This window comes from Bradyrhizobium sp. CCGE-LA001 (assembly GCF_000296215.2).
In the GTDB taxonomy this organism is placed as follows: domain Bacteria; phylum Pseudomonadota; class Alphaproteobacteria; order Rhizobiales; family Xanthobacteraceae; genus Bradyrhizobium.
On record NZ_CP013949.1, the window covers coordinates 1,495,055 to 1,509,898 of the forward strand.

12 protein-coding genes are annotated in these 14,844 nt (G+C 65.7%); 6 read left to right on the forward strand and 6 right to left on the reverse strand.

Going from position 1 to position 14,844, the window contains the following annotated elements; all coding sequences use genetic code 11:
• Positions 1-19 precede the first annotated feature (19 nt).
• Together BCCGELA001_RS07215 and BCCGELA001_RS07220 are read right to left on the reverse strand one after the other, a co-directional pair.
• Positions 20-1,045 (reverse strand): alpha/beta hydrolase, encoded by a 1,026-nt coding sequence (locus BCCGELA001_RS07215; protein ID WP_008544961.1) that lies wholly within the window; start codon positions 1,043-1,045, stop codon positions 20-22.
• A gap of 132 nt (positions 1,046-1,177) precedes the next feature.
• Complete coding sequence (locus tag BCCGELA001_RS07220; protein WP_008544963.1) at positions 1,178-1,615, reverse strand: hypothetical protein; 438 nt, start codon at positions 1,613-1,615, stop codon at positions 1,178-1,180.
• 283 nt (positions 1,616-1,898) lie between these two features.
• Between BCCGELA001_RS07220 and BCCGELA001_RS07225 the strand changes: the two genes are divergently transcribed.
• Together BCCGELA001_RS07225 and BCCGELA001_RS07230 are read left to right on the forward strand one after the other, a co-directional pair.
• The gene (locus BCCGELA001_RS07225; RefSeq protein ID WP_060734937.1) at positions 1,899-3,389 is read left to right on the forward strand and encodes an amidohydrolase family protein; all 1,491 of its coding nucleotides are present in this window, start codon (positions 1,899-1,901) and stop codon (positions 3,387-3,389) included.
• A 3-nt stretch (positions 3,390-3,392) separates the two neighbouring features.
• Positions 3,393-4,319, forward strand: coding sequence for a CobW family GTP-binding protein (locus tag BCCGELA001_RS07230; protein WP_060734938.1), 927 nt, complete (start codon positions 3,393-3,395; stop codon positions 4,317-4,319).
• Between the two features lie 19 nt (positions 4,320-4,338).
• Here the strand turns inward: BCCGELA001_RS07230 and BCCGELA001_RS07235 are convergent, their stop codons facing one another.
• Complete coding sequence (locus BCCGELA001_RS07235) at positions 4,339-4,716, reverse strand: tautomerase family protein (RefSeq protein ID WP_060734939.1); 378 nt, start codon at positions 4,714-4,716, stop codon at positions 4,339-4,341.
• Between the two features lie 165 nt (positions 4,717-4,881).
• On the opposite strand from BCCGELA001_RS07235, the gene BCCGELA001_RS07240 reads away from it, so the two are divergent.
• Entirely contained in the window at positions 4,882-5,481 is a 600-nt protein-coding gene (locus BCCGELA001_RS07240) for a TetR/AcrR family transcriptional regulator (RefSeq protein WP_060734940.1), read from the forward strand.
• Between the two features lie 146 nt (positions 5,482-5,627).
• On the opposite strand, the gene BCCGELA001_RS07245 is transcribed toward BCCGELA001_RS07240, so the two are convergent.
• Positions 5,628-6,098 (reverse strand): hypothetical protein, encoded by a 471-nt coding sequence (locus BCCGELA001_RS07245; RefSeq protein WP_008566809.1) that lies wholly within the window; start codon positions 6,096-6,098, stop codon positions 5,628-5,630.
• A gap of 14 nt (positions 6,099-6,112) precedes the next feature.
• The gene (locus BCCGELA001_RS07250; RefSeq protein WP_060737535.1) at positions 6,113-6,613 is read right to left on the reverse strand and encodes a hypothetical protein; all 501 of its coding nucleotides are present in this window, start codon (positions 6,611-6,613) and stop codon (positions 6,113-6,115) included.
• Positions 6,614-6,917: 304 nt separating this feature from the next.
• Between BCCGELA001_RS07250 and BCCGELA001_RS07255 the strand changes: the two genes are divergently transcribed.
• The 3 genes from BCCGELA001_RS07255 to BCCGELA001_RS07265 all read left to right on the forward strand — a co-directional run bounded on the left by BCCGELA001_RS07255 (position 6,918) and on the right by BCCGELA001_RS07265 (position 14,060).
• Positions 6,918-8,600, forward strand: a complete 1,683-nt coding sequence (locus BCCGELA001_RS07255) for a methyl-accepting chemotaxis protein (protein ID WP_060734941.1) — start codon at positions 6,918-6,920, stop codon at positions 8,598-8,600.
• A gap of 195 nt (positions 8,601-8,795) precedes the next feature.
• Positions 8,796-12,098, forward strand: a complete 3,303-nt coding sequence (locus BCCGELA001_RS07260; protein ID WP_060734942.1) for a carboxyl transferase domain-containing protein — start codon at positions 8,796-8,798, stop codon at positions 12,096-12,098.
• A 96-nt stretch (positions 12,099-12,194) separates the two neighbouring features.
• The gene (locus tag BCCGELA001_RS07265) at positions 12,195-14,060 is read left to right on the forward strand and encodes a sigma-54-dependent Fis family transcriptional regulator (RefSeq protein ID WP_060734943.1); all 1,866 of its coding nucleotides are present in this window, start codon (positions 12,195-12,197) and stop codon (positions 14,058-14,060) included.
• Between the two features lie 172 nt (positions 14,061-14,232).
• On the opposite strand, the gene BCCGELA001_RS07270 is transcribed toward BCCGELA001_RS07265, so the two are convergent.
• Complete coding sequence (locus BCCGELA001_RS07270) at positions 14,233-14,787, reverse strand: flavin reductase family protein (RefSeq protein ID WP_008563372.1); 555 nt, start codon at positions 14,785-14,787, stop codon at positions 14,233-14,235.
• Positions 14,788-14,844 lie beyond the last annotated feature (57 nt).

A 14,844-nucleotide genomic window follows, 5' to 3' on the forward strand; every position in this document is an offset into this window, starting at 1 on the left:
ACGTCGCGCGGGCGCTCCCTTACGCCGTCGTGCCGTCGATCGAGCGGCGGATCACCCGCAGCACTTCTGCATTCGACAGGAACAGATCGTGGTTGATGATGCCCCAGCCTTCCTGGGAGGCGTCGACCACGCGCACGCCGAGCCGGGCGATGGCAGCCTTCTCGGCGGCGCCGACCCGGGTCATGCCACCTGCGATTTGGCCCGACAGCGCCAAAGCGCGATCGTTGGTCGCGGCGATCACAGTGATCTTGCCGGCGAGCGGACCGATCCGCTGGATCGCCGACGAGAACACGTCCATGTCGATATCTGGCGCGGCAAACACCACAGAGCCGATCTTGCCCGTGACGGTGTCGCCGTATCGCGAATAGAGCTGACGCAGGCTTTCGAGCGTCAGCATGGTTCCCATGCTGTGCGCAACGATGTGCACGCGGCCGGCGCTTGGCGCCGACACGAGCGCGGAGAGCACGCGTTCGAAATCGTCGCGGGACCACATCGCGCTGTCGCGGTCATAGGCGTAGTCGAACAATCCGGCCTTGGAGGGCCAGGAGAACGCCATGGTCCGGCCGCGGAACTTGATCCCGTCGGAGAGAAAGGCGGCATCCAGCACCGCCGTCTCGAATGTCTGCTTGAAACCGTGCACATAGATCAGCACGTCTCCGCTGCCGGCCTGCGCAGCGAGTTCGCCAACGTCGGCCGATACCGGCTCGACCCGATCAAGGCGCCAATTGCCCAGGCCAACCGAAGCGAGGGAAAGACGGCTCTCGTCCGGCGCCACCAGCTTTGCCCGTGCCACCGTCATGCTGGTCGCGCGCTCCGGCCCGAACCATGGTTTGGCACGAGCGCCGTTGACGGGCTTGCGCGTGGTGGTGACGAGCAATGTCGGTTCGACGGAAAGGGACGAGGCGTCGAAGCGTGCGCCGGTCGCACCCAAGCCGGCGCATCCACCGAGCGCGAGCGCACTCCCGGCCGACACAAAGCCGCCGAGGAACGCGCGGCGCGAAATGGAATGACGGGAGTCGTGTTGCAGAAGACGTCGGACGATCACACGGAACCTTTGGGAACTTTGCCCACCACAATGCCGCCCCGCCTCGCTCACTGAATGACAATGGGGGCAAGAAGACGGCAGAACCGTCTCTGCGACTGCTGGTTCAGTCAGGGTGTCCGGACGAATGCCCCATCAGCCGATGATTTCGATCGAATGTAGCGCGCACCACTTGCGCAAGGCCTGCTCGGTTGCCTCCTTCTCGAAGGCATGCCATCGCTCGATCGCACGTCGTCGAGCGAGCAGGGCCTTGAACTTTAGATATGCGCGTCGCTTGCTGAAGAAATAGCGGACGTCATCAAAATCATCCGGCAGGAACTCGCGGGCAAAAGCGAGCACCAGGGGTTTGCCGAGATCGAGATCGCGCTTGTCGGGGAGCGGGATATATTTGTCTTCGCTCTCGATGTCATCAGGCAGTTCGTCGTCCAACTCTCCCGAGTAAAGAGGATTAGTCTGGTAGTAGATCTCCGCGGTCTGTTTACAGACGAAGGCGCGGAAGTCTCCCGTGCCGCCACCGGTACCGGTATTGGCAAACTCAAGGGCCGTCAGGATGCCATTGAACTTCACCGGCATCGGGTTGGGTCACCGTGTGCTCGCATTGGATCCATCGCTTTTAAGCCGGCTTCGCAAGACGCGACGGGTCTGGATATACTCATCCAGAACGCGGCGCCTGTCTTGAAGAATTTTCACGCCCCCAGCGCGATGTCGGCTGTGACGGGCTTTTGTCGCGCGCAATGCGCTCGATCACTGCCTGCCAAATGACCTTCCGTGCAAGCATGATGCGTCGGCCTCTGTGGAGGTGGTCGTTGCGCCCAGAATCTGCCTTGATACAAGTTCAGCGCGGAGGAGTTGCGACATGAACGGCTTGGTGATCTCTGGCGGTCGGGTGGTGGACCCCGCCAGCGGGATGGATGCCATCGGCGATGTAGCTGTCGTGGACGGCAAGATCGCCACGGTCGGCACAGATCTCGGCGGCGCCGAGCGGGTCATCGACGCCACCGGCCTCGTAGTCGCGCCGGGCTTCATCGACCTGCACGCGCATGGCCAGTCGGTGCCGGCCGACCGCATGCAGGCGTTCGACGGTGTCACGACCACGCTCGATCTCGAGGCGGGGGTGCTGCCGGTCGCATCCTGGTATGAGCGCCAGGCGCGGAAAGGGCGGGTGCTGAATTACGGCGCCGCCGCCAACTGGGCGTTCGCGCGCATTGGCGCGATGACGGGCTCCAATGCGGAGAGCTCGCTGGAGGCATTCGGCAATGCCATGCGCGACCGCCGCTGGATCGAGAACGTCGCGACCGATGCAGAGGTCGCCGGCATCCTCGAGCGCCTGTCGCGCGGCCTCGACGAAGGCGGCATCGGCATCGGCATCCTGAACGCCTACGCGCCGGGCGCCGGCGTTCAGGAGCTGACCGCGGTGTGCCAGCTCGCCGCCAAGCAGGACGTGCCGACCTTCACCCACGTCGCCTTCATGTCGCGCATCGATCCCGAAAGCGCGGCGGAGGCCTATATCCGCCTGATCGGCTATGCCGGCGCCACCGGCGCGCATATGCACATCTGCCATTTCAACTCGTCGAGCAAGACCGACGTCGAGCGCTGCCGCGTGCTGATCGCGAAGGCGCAGGCGCAGGGCCTGCCCATCACGGTCGAAGCTTATCCTTACGGCACTGGCTCGACCGTGCTGGCGGCGGCATTCTTCAGCGATCCCGAGTTCGTGGAGCGCAACGGCACCGGTTACGATTCGGTGCAGCGGGTGACCGACGGCCATCGCTTCCGCGACCGTGAGGAGTTGCTCAAGGCGCAGGCGGAAGAGCCGTCCTCGCTGGTGCTCTGGCACATTCTCGACACCGAGAACAACGCGCATCACCGCGACCTGCTCGACATGTCGGTGCTCTATCCCGGCGGCGCGATCGCCTCCGATGCGATGCCGTGGACGCTGCCAGATGGCTCGACCTACACCGGCGACGCCTGGCCGCTGCCTGATGATGCCACCTCGCATCCACGCTCGGCCGGCTGCTTCACGAAATTCATCCGCGAATGGGTCCGCGAGCGCAAGACCGTGTCGCTGCTCGAAGGCGTGCGCAAATGCGCGCTGATCCCGGCGGAGATCCTGTCGCAGAGCACGCCGGCGATGCGCGCCAAGGGCCGGCTTGCCAAGGGCGCGGATGCCGACATCGTCGTGTTCGATTACGAGAAGCTCTCGGACTGCGCCACCTTCACGGCGATGAATCGTCCTTCCGAAGGCGTGCGCCATCTGGTCGTCAGCGGTCAGCCGCTGATCAGCGACGGCATTCTCGATGTGGCTGCGCGGCCGGGCAGGCCGGTGCGCCGGCCCGTCGCCCGGGGCTGATCCATGCCGGTCCCCATTCTCCTGGTGACGGGCTTTCTGGGGGCGGGCAAGACCACGGTCGTCAACCATCTCTTGGCAAACGCCGAGGGGCGGCGCATCGCCGCCATCGTCAACGATTTCGGCGCGATCAACATCGACGCGGAGCTGATCGCAGGCGCGAGCGACGGCGTAGTCAGTCTCGCCAATGGCTGCATCTGCTGCTCGCTGGAGGGCGATCTCTTGCGCACGCTCTCGACGCTGCTGCGGCGCGATCCGAAGCCCGAGCACATCGTCATTGAAACCAGCGGCGTCGCAGATCCCGCCGACATCGTGCGCAATCTGATGGACCCGGTGATCCTGCGCGAGGCGCCGCTGGAGACGGTGCTCTGCGTGATGGACGCGACCGCTCCGCCGAGTGCCCTGGAGGATGCGCTGCACCGATCGCAGTTGCGCGTTGCCGACATCGTGGCGTTAAGCAAGCTGGACCTGGCGGAAGAGGGCGCGGGCCTGCGGATGCGCGAGGCGATCCGTGCGCAGCGCGTGCCTGCTGTAGTGGTCGACGCGCACCATGGCGAGATCCCTGCCGCGCTGCTGTTTCCCGCGCATGTCGATCGCGCGCCGACGCCGCGCGAGGTCGGGCCGCGACGGCCGGCGGAAGAGCGCTTCGAAACGCTGAGCTGGACCTCGAAGCAGCCGCTTTCGCTGCCGCGCCTGCAGCAGGCGATCGGCAAGCTGGCACCGAAGCTCGCGCGCGCGAAGGGCCTGTTCGAGACCGTCGAGCAACCCGGCCGCATGATGGTGTTTCAGTTCGCCGCCGGCCGCGCGACGTTGGCACCGGGTGAAGCCCCGGCGCCAGGCGTGCCGCGATCACGGATCGTCTTCATCGCCGAACTCGGCATGCTGTCACGGGCCGAGCTCGACGCGATCATGGAGGGCTGTGTTGCGAGTTGAAGCTGCAGCGCGTGCTGCGTCACGCGAATTGCGCGATGCCGTGGCCCACGGACCAGTTCTCCTTGGGCGCATCGAGCACGTTGACGAAGACGTCTTCGGGGCGGATGCCCGGGCTTTCGCCGAGCAGGTCCGCGATCCGGCGATACAGCGCCTTCTTCTGCTCTGCGGTGCGCGAGGCGAACACGGTGATCTGGATCAGCACCGCATCGTCGCTGCGTTCGACGCCATAAGCGTTGCCGCAGCGGAAATTCGCCGGCGCAAGCTCACTGATGGTCATGAATTGATCGTCCTCGGGCACGTTCAGCGTCTCGCGCATGGCCCGGTAGAGGTTGTCGAGGATCGCCTGCCGATAGGCGTCCGGTTTGCCAGCCCGCATCGAGATGTGGAGGAGAGGCATGAACTGGTCCCTTTGCATGCGAGTCCGGCCCGCCAGGGGCACAAGCGCCGGCGGTTTTCGGCCCATTGACGAAACTTGCTGTCAATCCCAATCTGTTTTTGACACGCTGTCTAGAAACCACGTTTTTGACATCGTGTCAAATATTTGCCCACACAGGAGGATATTTTGAGGCCGCGCGAGTTCGACCATGATGACGTCCTGCGCATCGCGTTCGAGCAGTTCTGGCGCAAGGGTGTGCGCGGCACCTCGCTGTCGGACATCGCGCGCGATGCCGGTGTCCAGCGTGGCAGCCTCTACAACGCCTTCGGCAGCAAGGAGGCGCTGTTCCTGACGGCCTATGAGCGCTATGCGGGCGAGTATCTCGTCACGCTGCGAAAGGCGCTCGGCACCGGTTCGTTGCGCAAACGCCTCACCGCGTTCTTCGATCTGACCATCACCAACTTCCGCGCCGGCTCGCCACCACGGGGATGTCCGACCACGCGCGGCTTGATGGAGCTCGGCGCGGCCGAAGGCGAAGGGCTCGACGAGGAGGTGCGTGAGGCTTTTGCGGGTCTCATCTCGCGCATCACGGCTCTCATTCAGGAGACATTGTCGGCCGGCGCCGAGCGCGGTGAATTCAGCGGCAACCCTGCGGCCGCGGCGCTGCACATCGTCACGGTGACGCGGGGTCTTGCCGTGCTCGAGCGTGCCTTCGACGACGAGCCACAACTGCGCAAGATCGCCGCCCATACGATCGACCTCGTGCTGAGCAAGAAGGGCGGTTAGTCAGGTGACGATATAGGAGAACGACGATCCCAGCGTTGGTCGCGCTGGGATCGCCTGGAGGTATCATGAAGGGCATCGAGCTCTGCGCCTCCACGCGATGTTGATAGCGCAAGGCCGCTCGCGATGCGACTAGAACCCGTCAAAGCTCAGCACAAGGCGAGAGCGTTGACCGCGCGCGTCGTCGCATCCTGCTTCCCGGAGCCCACGAACTGGCAAACGACGGATTCGAGCTCGCCCGGCTGCCGGCTGCGTGCTACCGTGAGCAGCCGCATCAGTTCCGTTTCGTCCTTCGACAGGCGGCGGCAGGACGGCGGCATGAAGCACAGCTCGCATGACCTGCCGCGGCGCAGGATCCTGACGAGCGCTGCGGCCCGCGCCACCAGCAATGCGCCGTCGGCGATATCAGGAGTTTCGTCGGCGAAACGGTAGGCCGCTTCCCAGCAATCGGACGCGCCGGTCGCATAGGCCGCTCCGATGAAGCGGAACAGCGATAGCGCAACGCGGGAAAACTGATCATAGCTCTCGACGCTGCGCGGCGTCGACAGCACCGCTTGGAGCGGGCAGAGCCGCGATTGCTCCGCCTCCGGGACTGCCACGGTCGTGCACGTGTCCTGCATCGCTGGCGGTCCTATCAGTGCAGCGTCGGACTGCCCACGAACCAGCTCTTCATGGCCTTGGTCCGATCATGCTCGAAAGTCCGGATGTGCCGGTCGGGCAGGATGAGACCCGCCATGCGGAAGATCGTTGCAAGTCCGCGCACGGGCGCGAGTGCCCAATCGGCCCCGACCGGCGGCAGCCAGCACTCGAACTGCTCGCGAACGACGTCGATGCGCTCCTGCTGGGCCGCGGCGATGGCCCGTAAGATTCCGTGCTCGCTGTCGGACATGCGCGGGCAGGTGGGACAGTGTACTTCGATCGCCGTATGCGCCGTGCACGCGAAGACCTCGATAATGGCTTCCAGCGAGAACACGGCGTCGCCGACGCGAAAATGATCGTACACCTGCTGGATATCGGCCGCGGTCGGGACCGCACCTCCGCTGCGCGCCTTTGCCCTGAATCCCCAGATGAACAGCCGCTCCGCCGCGCTCAGCGCAGGAAGGTCGAGGGATCTGATGTGTGTCGATTGGTGCATGGAGGCTCTGGCCTTCGGCTGCGCTCGCGCCACTTCTGGCGTTGGTGATCTGCGTCGATCGTTCTGCCAGAGCCTTCCGCAAGTCAACGCTCGGAGCGGCGATATCGAGGTCTTCTAGATCTAAAGAAGCCTGGAGCCCGGAAACAACCAGCCCTTGTCTTGAACGATTCCAAGGCAGGGAGTCCGAATGGTGCCGCCGTGATGCACATCTGGCGGGCGTTGCGGGCGAACTCCTTGCTTAAAACTTTGCTAAGGGGAGCACGATAAACTGACATATCAGCCCTCCGAATTCTTGTGAGCTCCGATGTTTTTCTCCCGCATCAGTTTCAAGCTGGTCCTGATTGTCGGCATCAGCCTCCTCGGCATGATCGTGCTGGCGCCGATCGCGCTTTCGACCCTGCGCACGCAGATGGTCGCCGACCGCCAGGCCAAGACGCAGCACATGGTGGATATCGGCTACGGTATCCTGGCGCACTATCAGAAGCTCGAGAGCGACGGAAAGCTCTCGCGCGATCAGGCCCAGGCCGGTGCAATGGCTGAGATCAAGGGCCTGCGCTACGACAAGGTCGAGTATTTCTGGATCAACGACATGGCCCCGAAGATGGTCATGCACCCGATCAAGCCCGAGCTCGACGGCAAGGATCTCTCCGGGATGAAGGACCCGGCCGGCAACGCGCTGTTCATGGGTTTCGTTGACGTCGTCAAGAAGCAGGGCGCGGGATTCTACGGCTATCTCTGGCCGAAGCCCGGCTTCGACCAGCCGGTCGGGAAGATCTCCTATGTGAAGGGCTTTGCGCCCTGGGGCTGGATCATCGGCACCGGCATCTATCTCGACGACGTCGATGCCGTCTTCCGTCAGAACGCGATGACGTTCGCCTACATATGCCTGGCGGTGCTGGTCGTGGTTCTCGGCGTGTCCTTCCTGATCGGCCGCAGCGTCACCCGGCCGCTGGCCCGGATCACGTCCCTGACCGAACGCCTCGCCGCCGGCGATGCCGCGTTCGACGTGCCCTATACCGATCGCCGCGACGAGGTCGGCGGGCTCGCCAAGGCGCTCGCCGTGTTCAAGGACAATGCATCGGCCGTCAGCCGGATGCATGCCGAGCAGCAGAAGCTGAAGCAGAAGGCCGACGACGAGAAGCGCAAAGCGATGGCCGACCTCGCCGGCAAGTTCGAGGCGAGCGTCCAGGCCGTCGTCCGCGACGTCTTCCACGAGGCGCGCGCGATGCAGCAGGCCGCGCAGGGCATGTCGGAGACCGCGAACAAGGCGACCGACCGCGCGAGCTTCGTTGCCGCCGCCTGCCAACAGGCTTCCAGCAACGTGCAGACGGTGGCCTCCGCCGCCGGCGAATTGTCGTCCTCGATCACCGAGATCAGCCAGCGCGTCGCGCAGGCCGCCAGCGTGGCCGACAAGGCCGCCGCCGACGGGCAGCGCACCAACGACACCGTGCAGGGCCTGGCTGCCGCCGCACACAAGATCGGCGAGGTCATCGACCTCATCAACCAGATCGCCTCGCAGACCAATCTGCTCGCGCTCAACGCCACCATCGAGGCGGCGCGCGCCGGCGAAGCCGGCAAGGGCTTTGCGGTGGTCGCGAGCGAAGTGAAATCGCTGGCGAGCCAGACCGCCAAGGCGACCGATGAGATCGGCGCGCAGATCACGGCGATCCAGGCCGAGACCAACGAGGTTGTCGGCAACATCGAGAGCATCCGCGCCACCATCATGGAGGTCAACGAGATCTCCTCATCGATCGCGGCCGCGGTCGAGGAGCAGGGCGCCGCCACCCAGGCGATCGCCCACAGCGTGCAGGAGGCCGCCTCCGGTACCGACCAGGTCTCGCAGAACATCTCAGGCGTCACCGACGCCACGGCGGAAACCGGCCAGGCTGCCGGCCTCGTGCTGCAATCGAGCGGCCGGCTGACGCAGAAGCTGCAATCGCTCGAGAACGAGGTCAGCACCTTCGTTGCGGGCGTGCGGGCGGCCTGATCGTCGCCGGTCGCGTCTGCCGTGACGTGGATAATTCGCCGCGTCACGACGCGTGCGGCTGGCTCGAAATTCCGGCCGGCGGGAGCGGTCATCGCGACCGGCTTTCCCGTCCTTGACGGCTGCGGTTAAAGTGGCGAAGCAGGACCATCGAACCTGCCGACCCGCGTCTGCCATCGCGGGCGTGGAGACCGCCGCATGTCGTTCAAGAAACTGCTGATCGCCAATCGCGGCGAGATCGCCATCCGCATCGCGCGTGCCGCAGCCGATGGCGGCATCACGACGGTCGCGATCCATCCTGCCGACGATGCGCTGTCGCTGCATGTGCGCGTTGCCGACGAAGCCATCGAGATCCCCGGCCGCGGTGCGCGGGCCTATCTCGACATCGATGCGGTGGTGAAGGCGGCGAAGGCAACCGGCTGCGATGCCGTGCATCCCGGCTACGGCTTCCTCAGCGAGAACGCCGCCTTCGCGAAGGCTTGCACTGAAGCGGGCGTCGTCTTCGTCGGGCCGAAGCCGGCCGCGCTGGAGCTGTTCGGCGACAAGGTTGCCGCACGGCAGCTGGCAAAGCGCTGCGGCGTGCCGATCATCGCCGGCACCAGCGGGCCGTCCACGCTGGAGGAGATCACGGCGTTCTTTACATCCCTCGGCAGCAACGCGGCGATCGTGATCAAGGCGATGGCCGGCGGCGGCGGTCGCGGTATGCGCGTGGTCGAGAGCTCAGCCGATCTGGCGGAAGCCTATGCGCGCTGCCAGTCCGAGGCCAAGGCAGCGTTCGGCTTCGAAGGCGTCTATGCCGAGCGGCTGATCCGGCAGGCGCGTCATATCGAGGTGCAGATCATCGGCGACCATCACGGTGCGATCTCCCATCTCTGGGAACGCGAATGCACGATCCAGCGCCGGCACCAGAAGCTGATCGAGGTGGCGCCGAGCCCGTCGCTGAGTGATTCCTTGCGCAGCCGCATCATCGAGGCGGCGAAGCAGCTCGCCTTGGCTGCCTCTTACGACAATCTCGGCACCTTCGAGTTCCTGGTCGATGGCACTGCCGACGACAACTTTGCCTTCATCGAGGCCAATCCGCGGCTCCAGGTCGAGCATACCGTGACGGAAGAGGTGCTCGGTCTCGACCTCGTCCGGGCCCAGCTCGCGGTCGCGTCAGGCGCGACGCTCGCCTCGCTCGGTCTCGCGCGAGGGTCGATCCCGAAGCCGCGCGGCTATGCCATGCAGCTTCGCGTCAACATGGAGACGCTGGACGAAACAGGCGCGACGCATCCGACCGGTGGCGTGCTCGCCGTGTTCGAGCCGCCGTCGGGGCCGGGCGTCCGCGTCGATAGCTTTGGCTATGCCGGCTACAAGACCAGCGCCGCCTTCGACTCGCTGCTGGCCAAGGTGATCGTGCACACGTCGGGCGAGGCCTGGCACGATGTGGTCGCGAAAGCCACGCGCGCTCTGCGTGAGTTCCGGATCGACGGCGTCGTCACCAATATCTCCTTCCTTCAGGCGGTGCTCGCGCATCCCGATTTCAGGACCAACCGTATTGCGACCGATTTCATCGATCGCAACATCGCAAAGCTCGTGGAGGCGGCCGATGGCGCCGCTAAGCCGCTGTATTTCGCGGCGGCCGAGCGAAGCGGGCACGACACTGAGCCGCAGGTCGCGCAAGCGGTGCCGGAAGGTGCGCTGATGGTCGCCGCGCCCCTGCAGGGGACGATCGTCACCATCCAGGTGAAGGAAGGCGAGATAGTCCGGCCCGGCCAGCAACTCGCGGTGATCGAATCCATGAAGATGGAACATCTGGTCATGGCGGAGCAGGGCGGCCGGGTCATGAAGCTCGTTGCCGGCGACGGCGTCACGCTGCTGCACGGCGAGCCGATCCTCTATCTCGAACCGCTGGACGTCGCGGCCGATAGCGCGGCGGCGGAAGCCGACATCGATCTCGATCACATCCGTCCCGATCTTGCCGAGCTGATCGCGCGCCAGGCCAACACGCTCGATGCGAACCGGCCGGCTTCGGTCGAGCGGCGCCGCAACACCAACCAGCGCACGGCGCGCGAGAATGTCGCGCAGCTCGTCGACGACGGCTCGTTCATGGAGTATGGCAGCCTGGCGATCGCGGCGCAGCGCCGACGGCGCAAGCTCGACGATCTCATCAAGAACACGCCTGCCGACGGCCTCGTCATGGGCGTTGCCACCGTCAACGCTGAAAAGTTCGGGCCCGAAGGTGGCCGCTGTATCGTCGTGGCCTATGACTACACCGTGCTCGCGGGCACGCAGGGCCACATGAACCACAAGAAGATCGACCGCATGCTGACGCTTGCGGAAGACTGGCGCGTTCCATTGGTGTTCTATGCGGAAGGCGGCGGCGGCCGGCCCGGCGACACCGACCGGCTCGGCATGACCGGCCTCGACGGTCCCTCGTTCGTGCAGTTCGCAAGGCTCTCCGGTCTCGTGCCAGTTGTCGGCATCGTTTCCGGCTATTGCTTCGCGGGCAATGCCGCGATGCTCGGCTGCTGCGATGTCATCATCGCCACCAAGAACGCCTCGATCGGCATGGGCGGCCCCGCCATGATCGAAGGCGGCGGTCTCGGCGTCTATCATCCGGCCGAGGTCGGCCCTGTCTCGTTCCAATCCCCGAACGGCGTCATCGACATCCTGGTCGAGGACGAGGAGGAGGCGACAAGGGTTGCGCAGAAATACCTGTCCTATTTCCAGGGTACGGTGACGAATTGGGAGGCCGCGGACCAGCGCCTGCTCCGCCGCGCCATTCCCGAGAACCGGCTTCGCGTCTACGACATCCGCAGCGTCATCGATCTCGTCGCCGATAAGGACTCCGTGGTGGAGCTGCGCCGCGACTACGGCGCTGGCATGATCACCGCGCTGATCCGCATCGAAGGCAAGCCGTTCGGCCTGATCGCCAACAATCCGCGCCATCTCGGCGGCGCCATCGATGCCGATGCCGGCGACAAGGCCGCACGCTTCCTCCAGCTCTGCGACGCCTTCGATCTGCCGATCGTCTCGCTCTGCGACACGCCCGGCTTCATGGTCGGTCCGGAAGCGGAGAAGACGGCGATCGTCCGCCACGTCTCGCGCATGTTCGTGACCGGCGCGAGCCTCACCGTGCCGCTGTTCGGCATCGTGCTGCGCAAGGGCTATGGTCTCGGTGCGCAGTCCATGATCGGCGGCGGCTTCCATGCCTCGTTCTTCACGGCGGCTTGGCCGACCGGTGAGTTCGGCGGCATGGGCCTGGAGGGCTATGTCCGCCTCGGCTTCCGCAAGGAGATGGAGGCGATCGCCGATCCCGAGGAGCGCGAGACCTATTACCGCAACAAGGTCGCCGAGCTCTATGCCAATGGCAAGGCGGTCTCGATCGCCTCGGTGTTCGAGATCGACAACGTCATCGATCCCGCGGAGACGCGGCGCTGGATCATGGCGGGCTTGCGGTCAGTGCCGAAGCCGCCCGCGAGGACGGGGAAGAAGCGGCCTTGCATCGACACGTGGTGAGGGCAGTGCAGCAATAGCTGCGTCCCGGTTTCCCGATTGACATCCCCGCCTTTGGTGCCAGACTTTGCACAATAATACAGGGTGGAGACGTCCGCGATGGCCAGCCTCTCGGCCTCGAACCATGTCGCCCGTGTCTTGTCCGTCGCCGACCAAGTGGCCGACGTCGATGCCTCTTCGCGGATTGCCAACTCCTGGCGGCGCTGCCTCGTCAATCACAAGCTCGATCCCGCCCGCCAGGGCCCCCCGCAGACGCTGACCGAAGCCGAAATCCGGCATGCCGCCGAACCGATGGAGCAGCTGATCCGGCTCGCGACGCCGGAGCTCGAAAGCCTCGCGAAGGTCCTGCGCGAGGCCGGCTATTGCGTCAATCTCGCGGACCCCGGCGCAACCGCGCTGCTCAGCTGGCTGCCCGGCGCCGCCGATGCCGACATCTTCCTGCATTGGGGCGTCTATACCGGCTCGAATTTTTCGGAAAGCTGCGAAGGGACCAACGGGCTCGGCACCGCACTCGCGGAGGAGAAACCGATCCTGGTGCATCGCGACGAGCATTTCCGCGAGCAATGGGGCATCTTCTCCTGTGCGGTGGCGCCGCTGTTCGATCCAGCCGGCCGCATCGCGGGCGCGGTGAACATCACCTCCTGTCGTGGCGATCTCAGCCGCACCGCGCATCAGCTTGCGCTGGCGGTCACGATGGAGGCGACGCGTCGCATCGAAGGCGCGATCTTCCGCGACCATTTCCGTAACGCTGCGATCGCGCGTGTGCCGGGTGGTGACGGCGGCGACGGCCTGTTGGCCTATGACGAGGATCGGCGCGTCGTCGGCGCCTGCCGTTCGGCACGCGCCCTGCTGGGTCTCACTGACGGCACCATCGCATCCGGCATCGATCTGTCGCGCTACGTCGAATTCGACCATGAGGGCGTGCGTGGCTCGGATGGCGTCGTCGAGCTGCGCCGCGCCGACGGCCGTGCCTTGGGCCGGGGCCGTGTTGGGCCGCCGCTGCGCGCAAGATCGAGCACGCGGCCGCTGGCGCCGCGCCGAGATGCGCCCGTCGACCGCTTCGATGCGTTGCACCGGCTCGCCGGCGGCGATCCTGGATTGGTCAGAAGCGTGATGCGGCTGAGGCGCATCGGCGACCACAATTTGCCGGTGCTGCTGCATGGTGAGACCGGCGTCGGCAAGGACGTGTTCGCGCGCGCCATTCACGCGGCGAGCAATCGTGTGCGCAACAACTATGTCGCGCTGAATTGCGCGGCGATGCCCGAGAGTTTGATCGACGCCGAGCTGTTCGGCTACGAAGCGGGTGCCTTCACCGGTGCGCGGCGCGACGGCTCGAAGGGGCTGATCGTGCAGGCGGATGGCGGCACGCTGTTCCTCGACGAGATCGGCGACATGCCGGTCGCGCTGCAGACGCGCCTGTTGCGCGTCTTGGAGAACCGCGAGGTCTGGCCGCTCGGCGCGCTCAAGCCCGTCCCCGTCGACATCCGGCTGATCAGCGCCACCCATCGCGATCTCGGCCGCATGGCCGAGCAGGGCGCCTTCCGCGCCGATCTCTATTTCCGCCTGCGCGGCATGGAGGTGCGGTTGCCCGCCTTGCGCGAGCGCGCCGACCGCGACGACGTCATCCGCCAGATCGCGCGCGAAGAGGCGCCGGCCTGCCGCCTCTCGGATGACGCCTGGTCGCAGCTTGCGGCCTATCCGTTCCCCGGCAACATGCGCCAGCTCCGCCACGTGTTGCGGCTCGCCGGCTGCACGGCGGAGGGCGGTGTCATCACCGGTGCCGATCTCGATTTGCCGGCGTTCGGAAGGGCGGAGCCTGACCTCGAAGCGGCCGAGCGCGCCACGATCGTCGAGGCGCTGCGTAAGCACGGCGGCCGCGTCACCGACGCGGCGCGTACGCTGAAGCTGAGCCGTGCGACGCTGTATCGGAAGATCAAGGCGATGAAGATCGAGACGCCGCGATAGCGCTTAACCGCGTGCGGCAAGCGTTCATGCTGCGGAAGTGGAGTTTTTTACGGGCGACTGCAGATATCGTAGGGTGGGCAAAGCGAAGCGTGCCCACCTTTCGCTGCTATGTTGGTCGATGGTGGGCACGGCGCAAGCGCGCCTTTGCCCACCCTACGATGTCGGCGTGACCCTACGAAAAATCCGTCCAGATCAGATGCCGTGCGTCGATGTCGCCAATCGTCACGCTCTCGCGGATCTCCCGCGGCGTGTGGAAGTTGCTGCGCAGATACACCAGCGGCGTGGCCGCGGCGGAATGCGACGCGCTGCGGACCTCGCCGACGAAGATCGAATGCGTCGTCGTCTCGAATTCCTGCGCCAGCACGCAGTCGAATGCAGCGACCGCGTCCGTCAGCACCGGCGCGCCGGTCTCGCCCCGCGTCCACTGGCCGAAGGCGAAGCGATCGTCGCCATTGACGCCCTTCTGGCCGCTGAAGGTCAGCGCCAGCAGGGCATGATCCTCGTGCAGGAAGTTGATCGCGAAGGCGCCTTCCTCGCGGATGCGCGCATGCGCGCTGGCGTTGCGGTTGACGCAGACGATGAGCGACGGCGGATTGTCGGAGAGCGAGCAGGCCGAGGTCACGGTCAGCCCGGTGCGCTTGCCGTGCTCGGCGCCGACCGTGACCAGCGCAACCGCGCCGGCGCATTGGCGCATGGCCTGCTTGAAGTCTTTGGCGTCCACCGTCACGCGGAAATCTCCGAAACGAATGCGGGTGCGGCAACGATCCCGCCGCACCCGCATCAG

Excerpts from the sequence above, each read along its gene's own strand:
- BCCGELA001_RS07265 (WP_060734943.1), top strand. The coding sequence starts at position 12,195 with ATGGCCAGCCTCTCGGCCTCGAACCATGTCGCCCGTGTCTTGTCCGTC.
- BCCGELA001_RS07245 (WP_008566809.1), bottom strand. The coding sequence starts at position 6,098 with ATGCAGGACACGTGCACGACCGTGGCAGTCCCGGAGGCGGAGCAATCG.
- BCCGELA001_RS07230 (WP_060734938.1), top strand. The coding sequence starts at position 3,393 with ATGCCGGTCCCCATTCTCCTGGTGACGGGCTTTCTGGGGGCGGGCAAG.
- BCCGELA001_RS07260 (WP_060734942.1), top strand. The coding sequence starts at position 8,796 with ATGTCGTTCAAGAAACTGCTGATCGCCAATCGCGGCGAGATCGCCATC.
- BCCGELA001_RS07250 (WP_060737535.1), bottom strand. The coding sequence starts at position 6,613 with ATGCACCAATCGACACACATCAGATCCCTCGACCTTCCTGCGCTGAGC.
- BCCGELA001_RS07220 (WP_008544963.1), bottom strand. The coding sequence starts at position 1,615 with ATGCCGGTGAAGTTCAATGGCATCCTGACGGCCCTTGAGTTTGCCAAT.
- BCCGELA001_RS07225 (WP_060734937.1), top strand. The coding sequence starts at position 1,899 with ATGAACGGCTTGGTGATCTCTGGCGGTCGGGTGGTGGACCCCGCCAGC.
- BCCGELA001_RS07255 (WP_060734941.1), top strand. The coding sequence starts at position 6,918 with ATGTTTTTCTCCCGCATCAGTTTCAAGCTGGTCCTGATTGTCGGCATC.
- BCCGELA001_RS07235 (WP_060734939.1), bottom strand. The coding sequence starts at position 4,716 with ATGCCTCTCCTCCACATCTCGATGCGGGCTGGCAAACCGGACGCCTAT.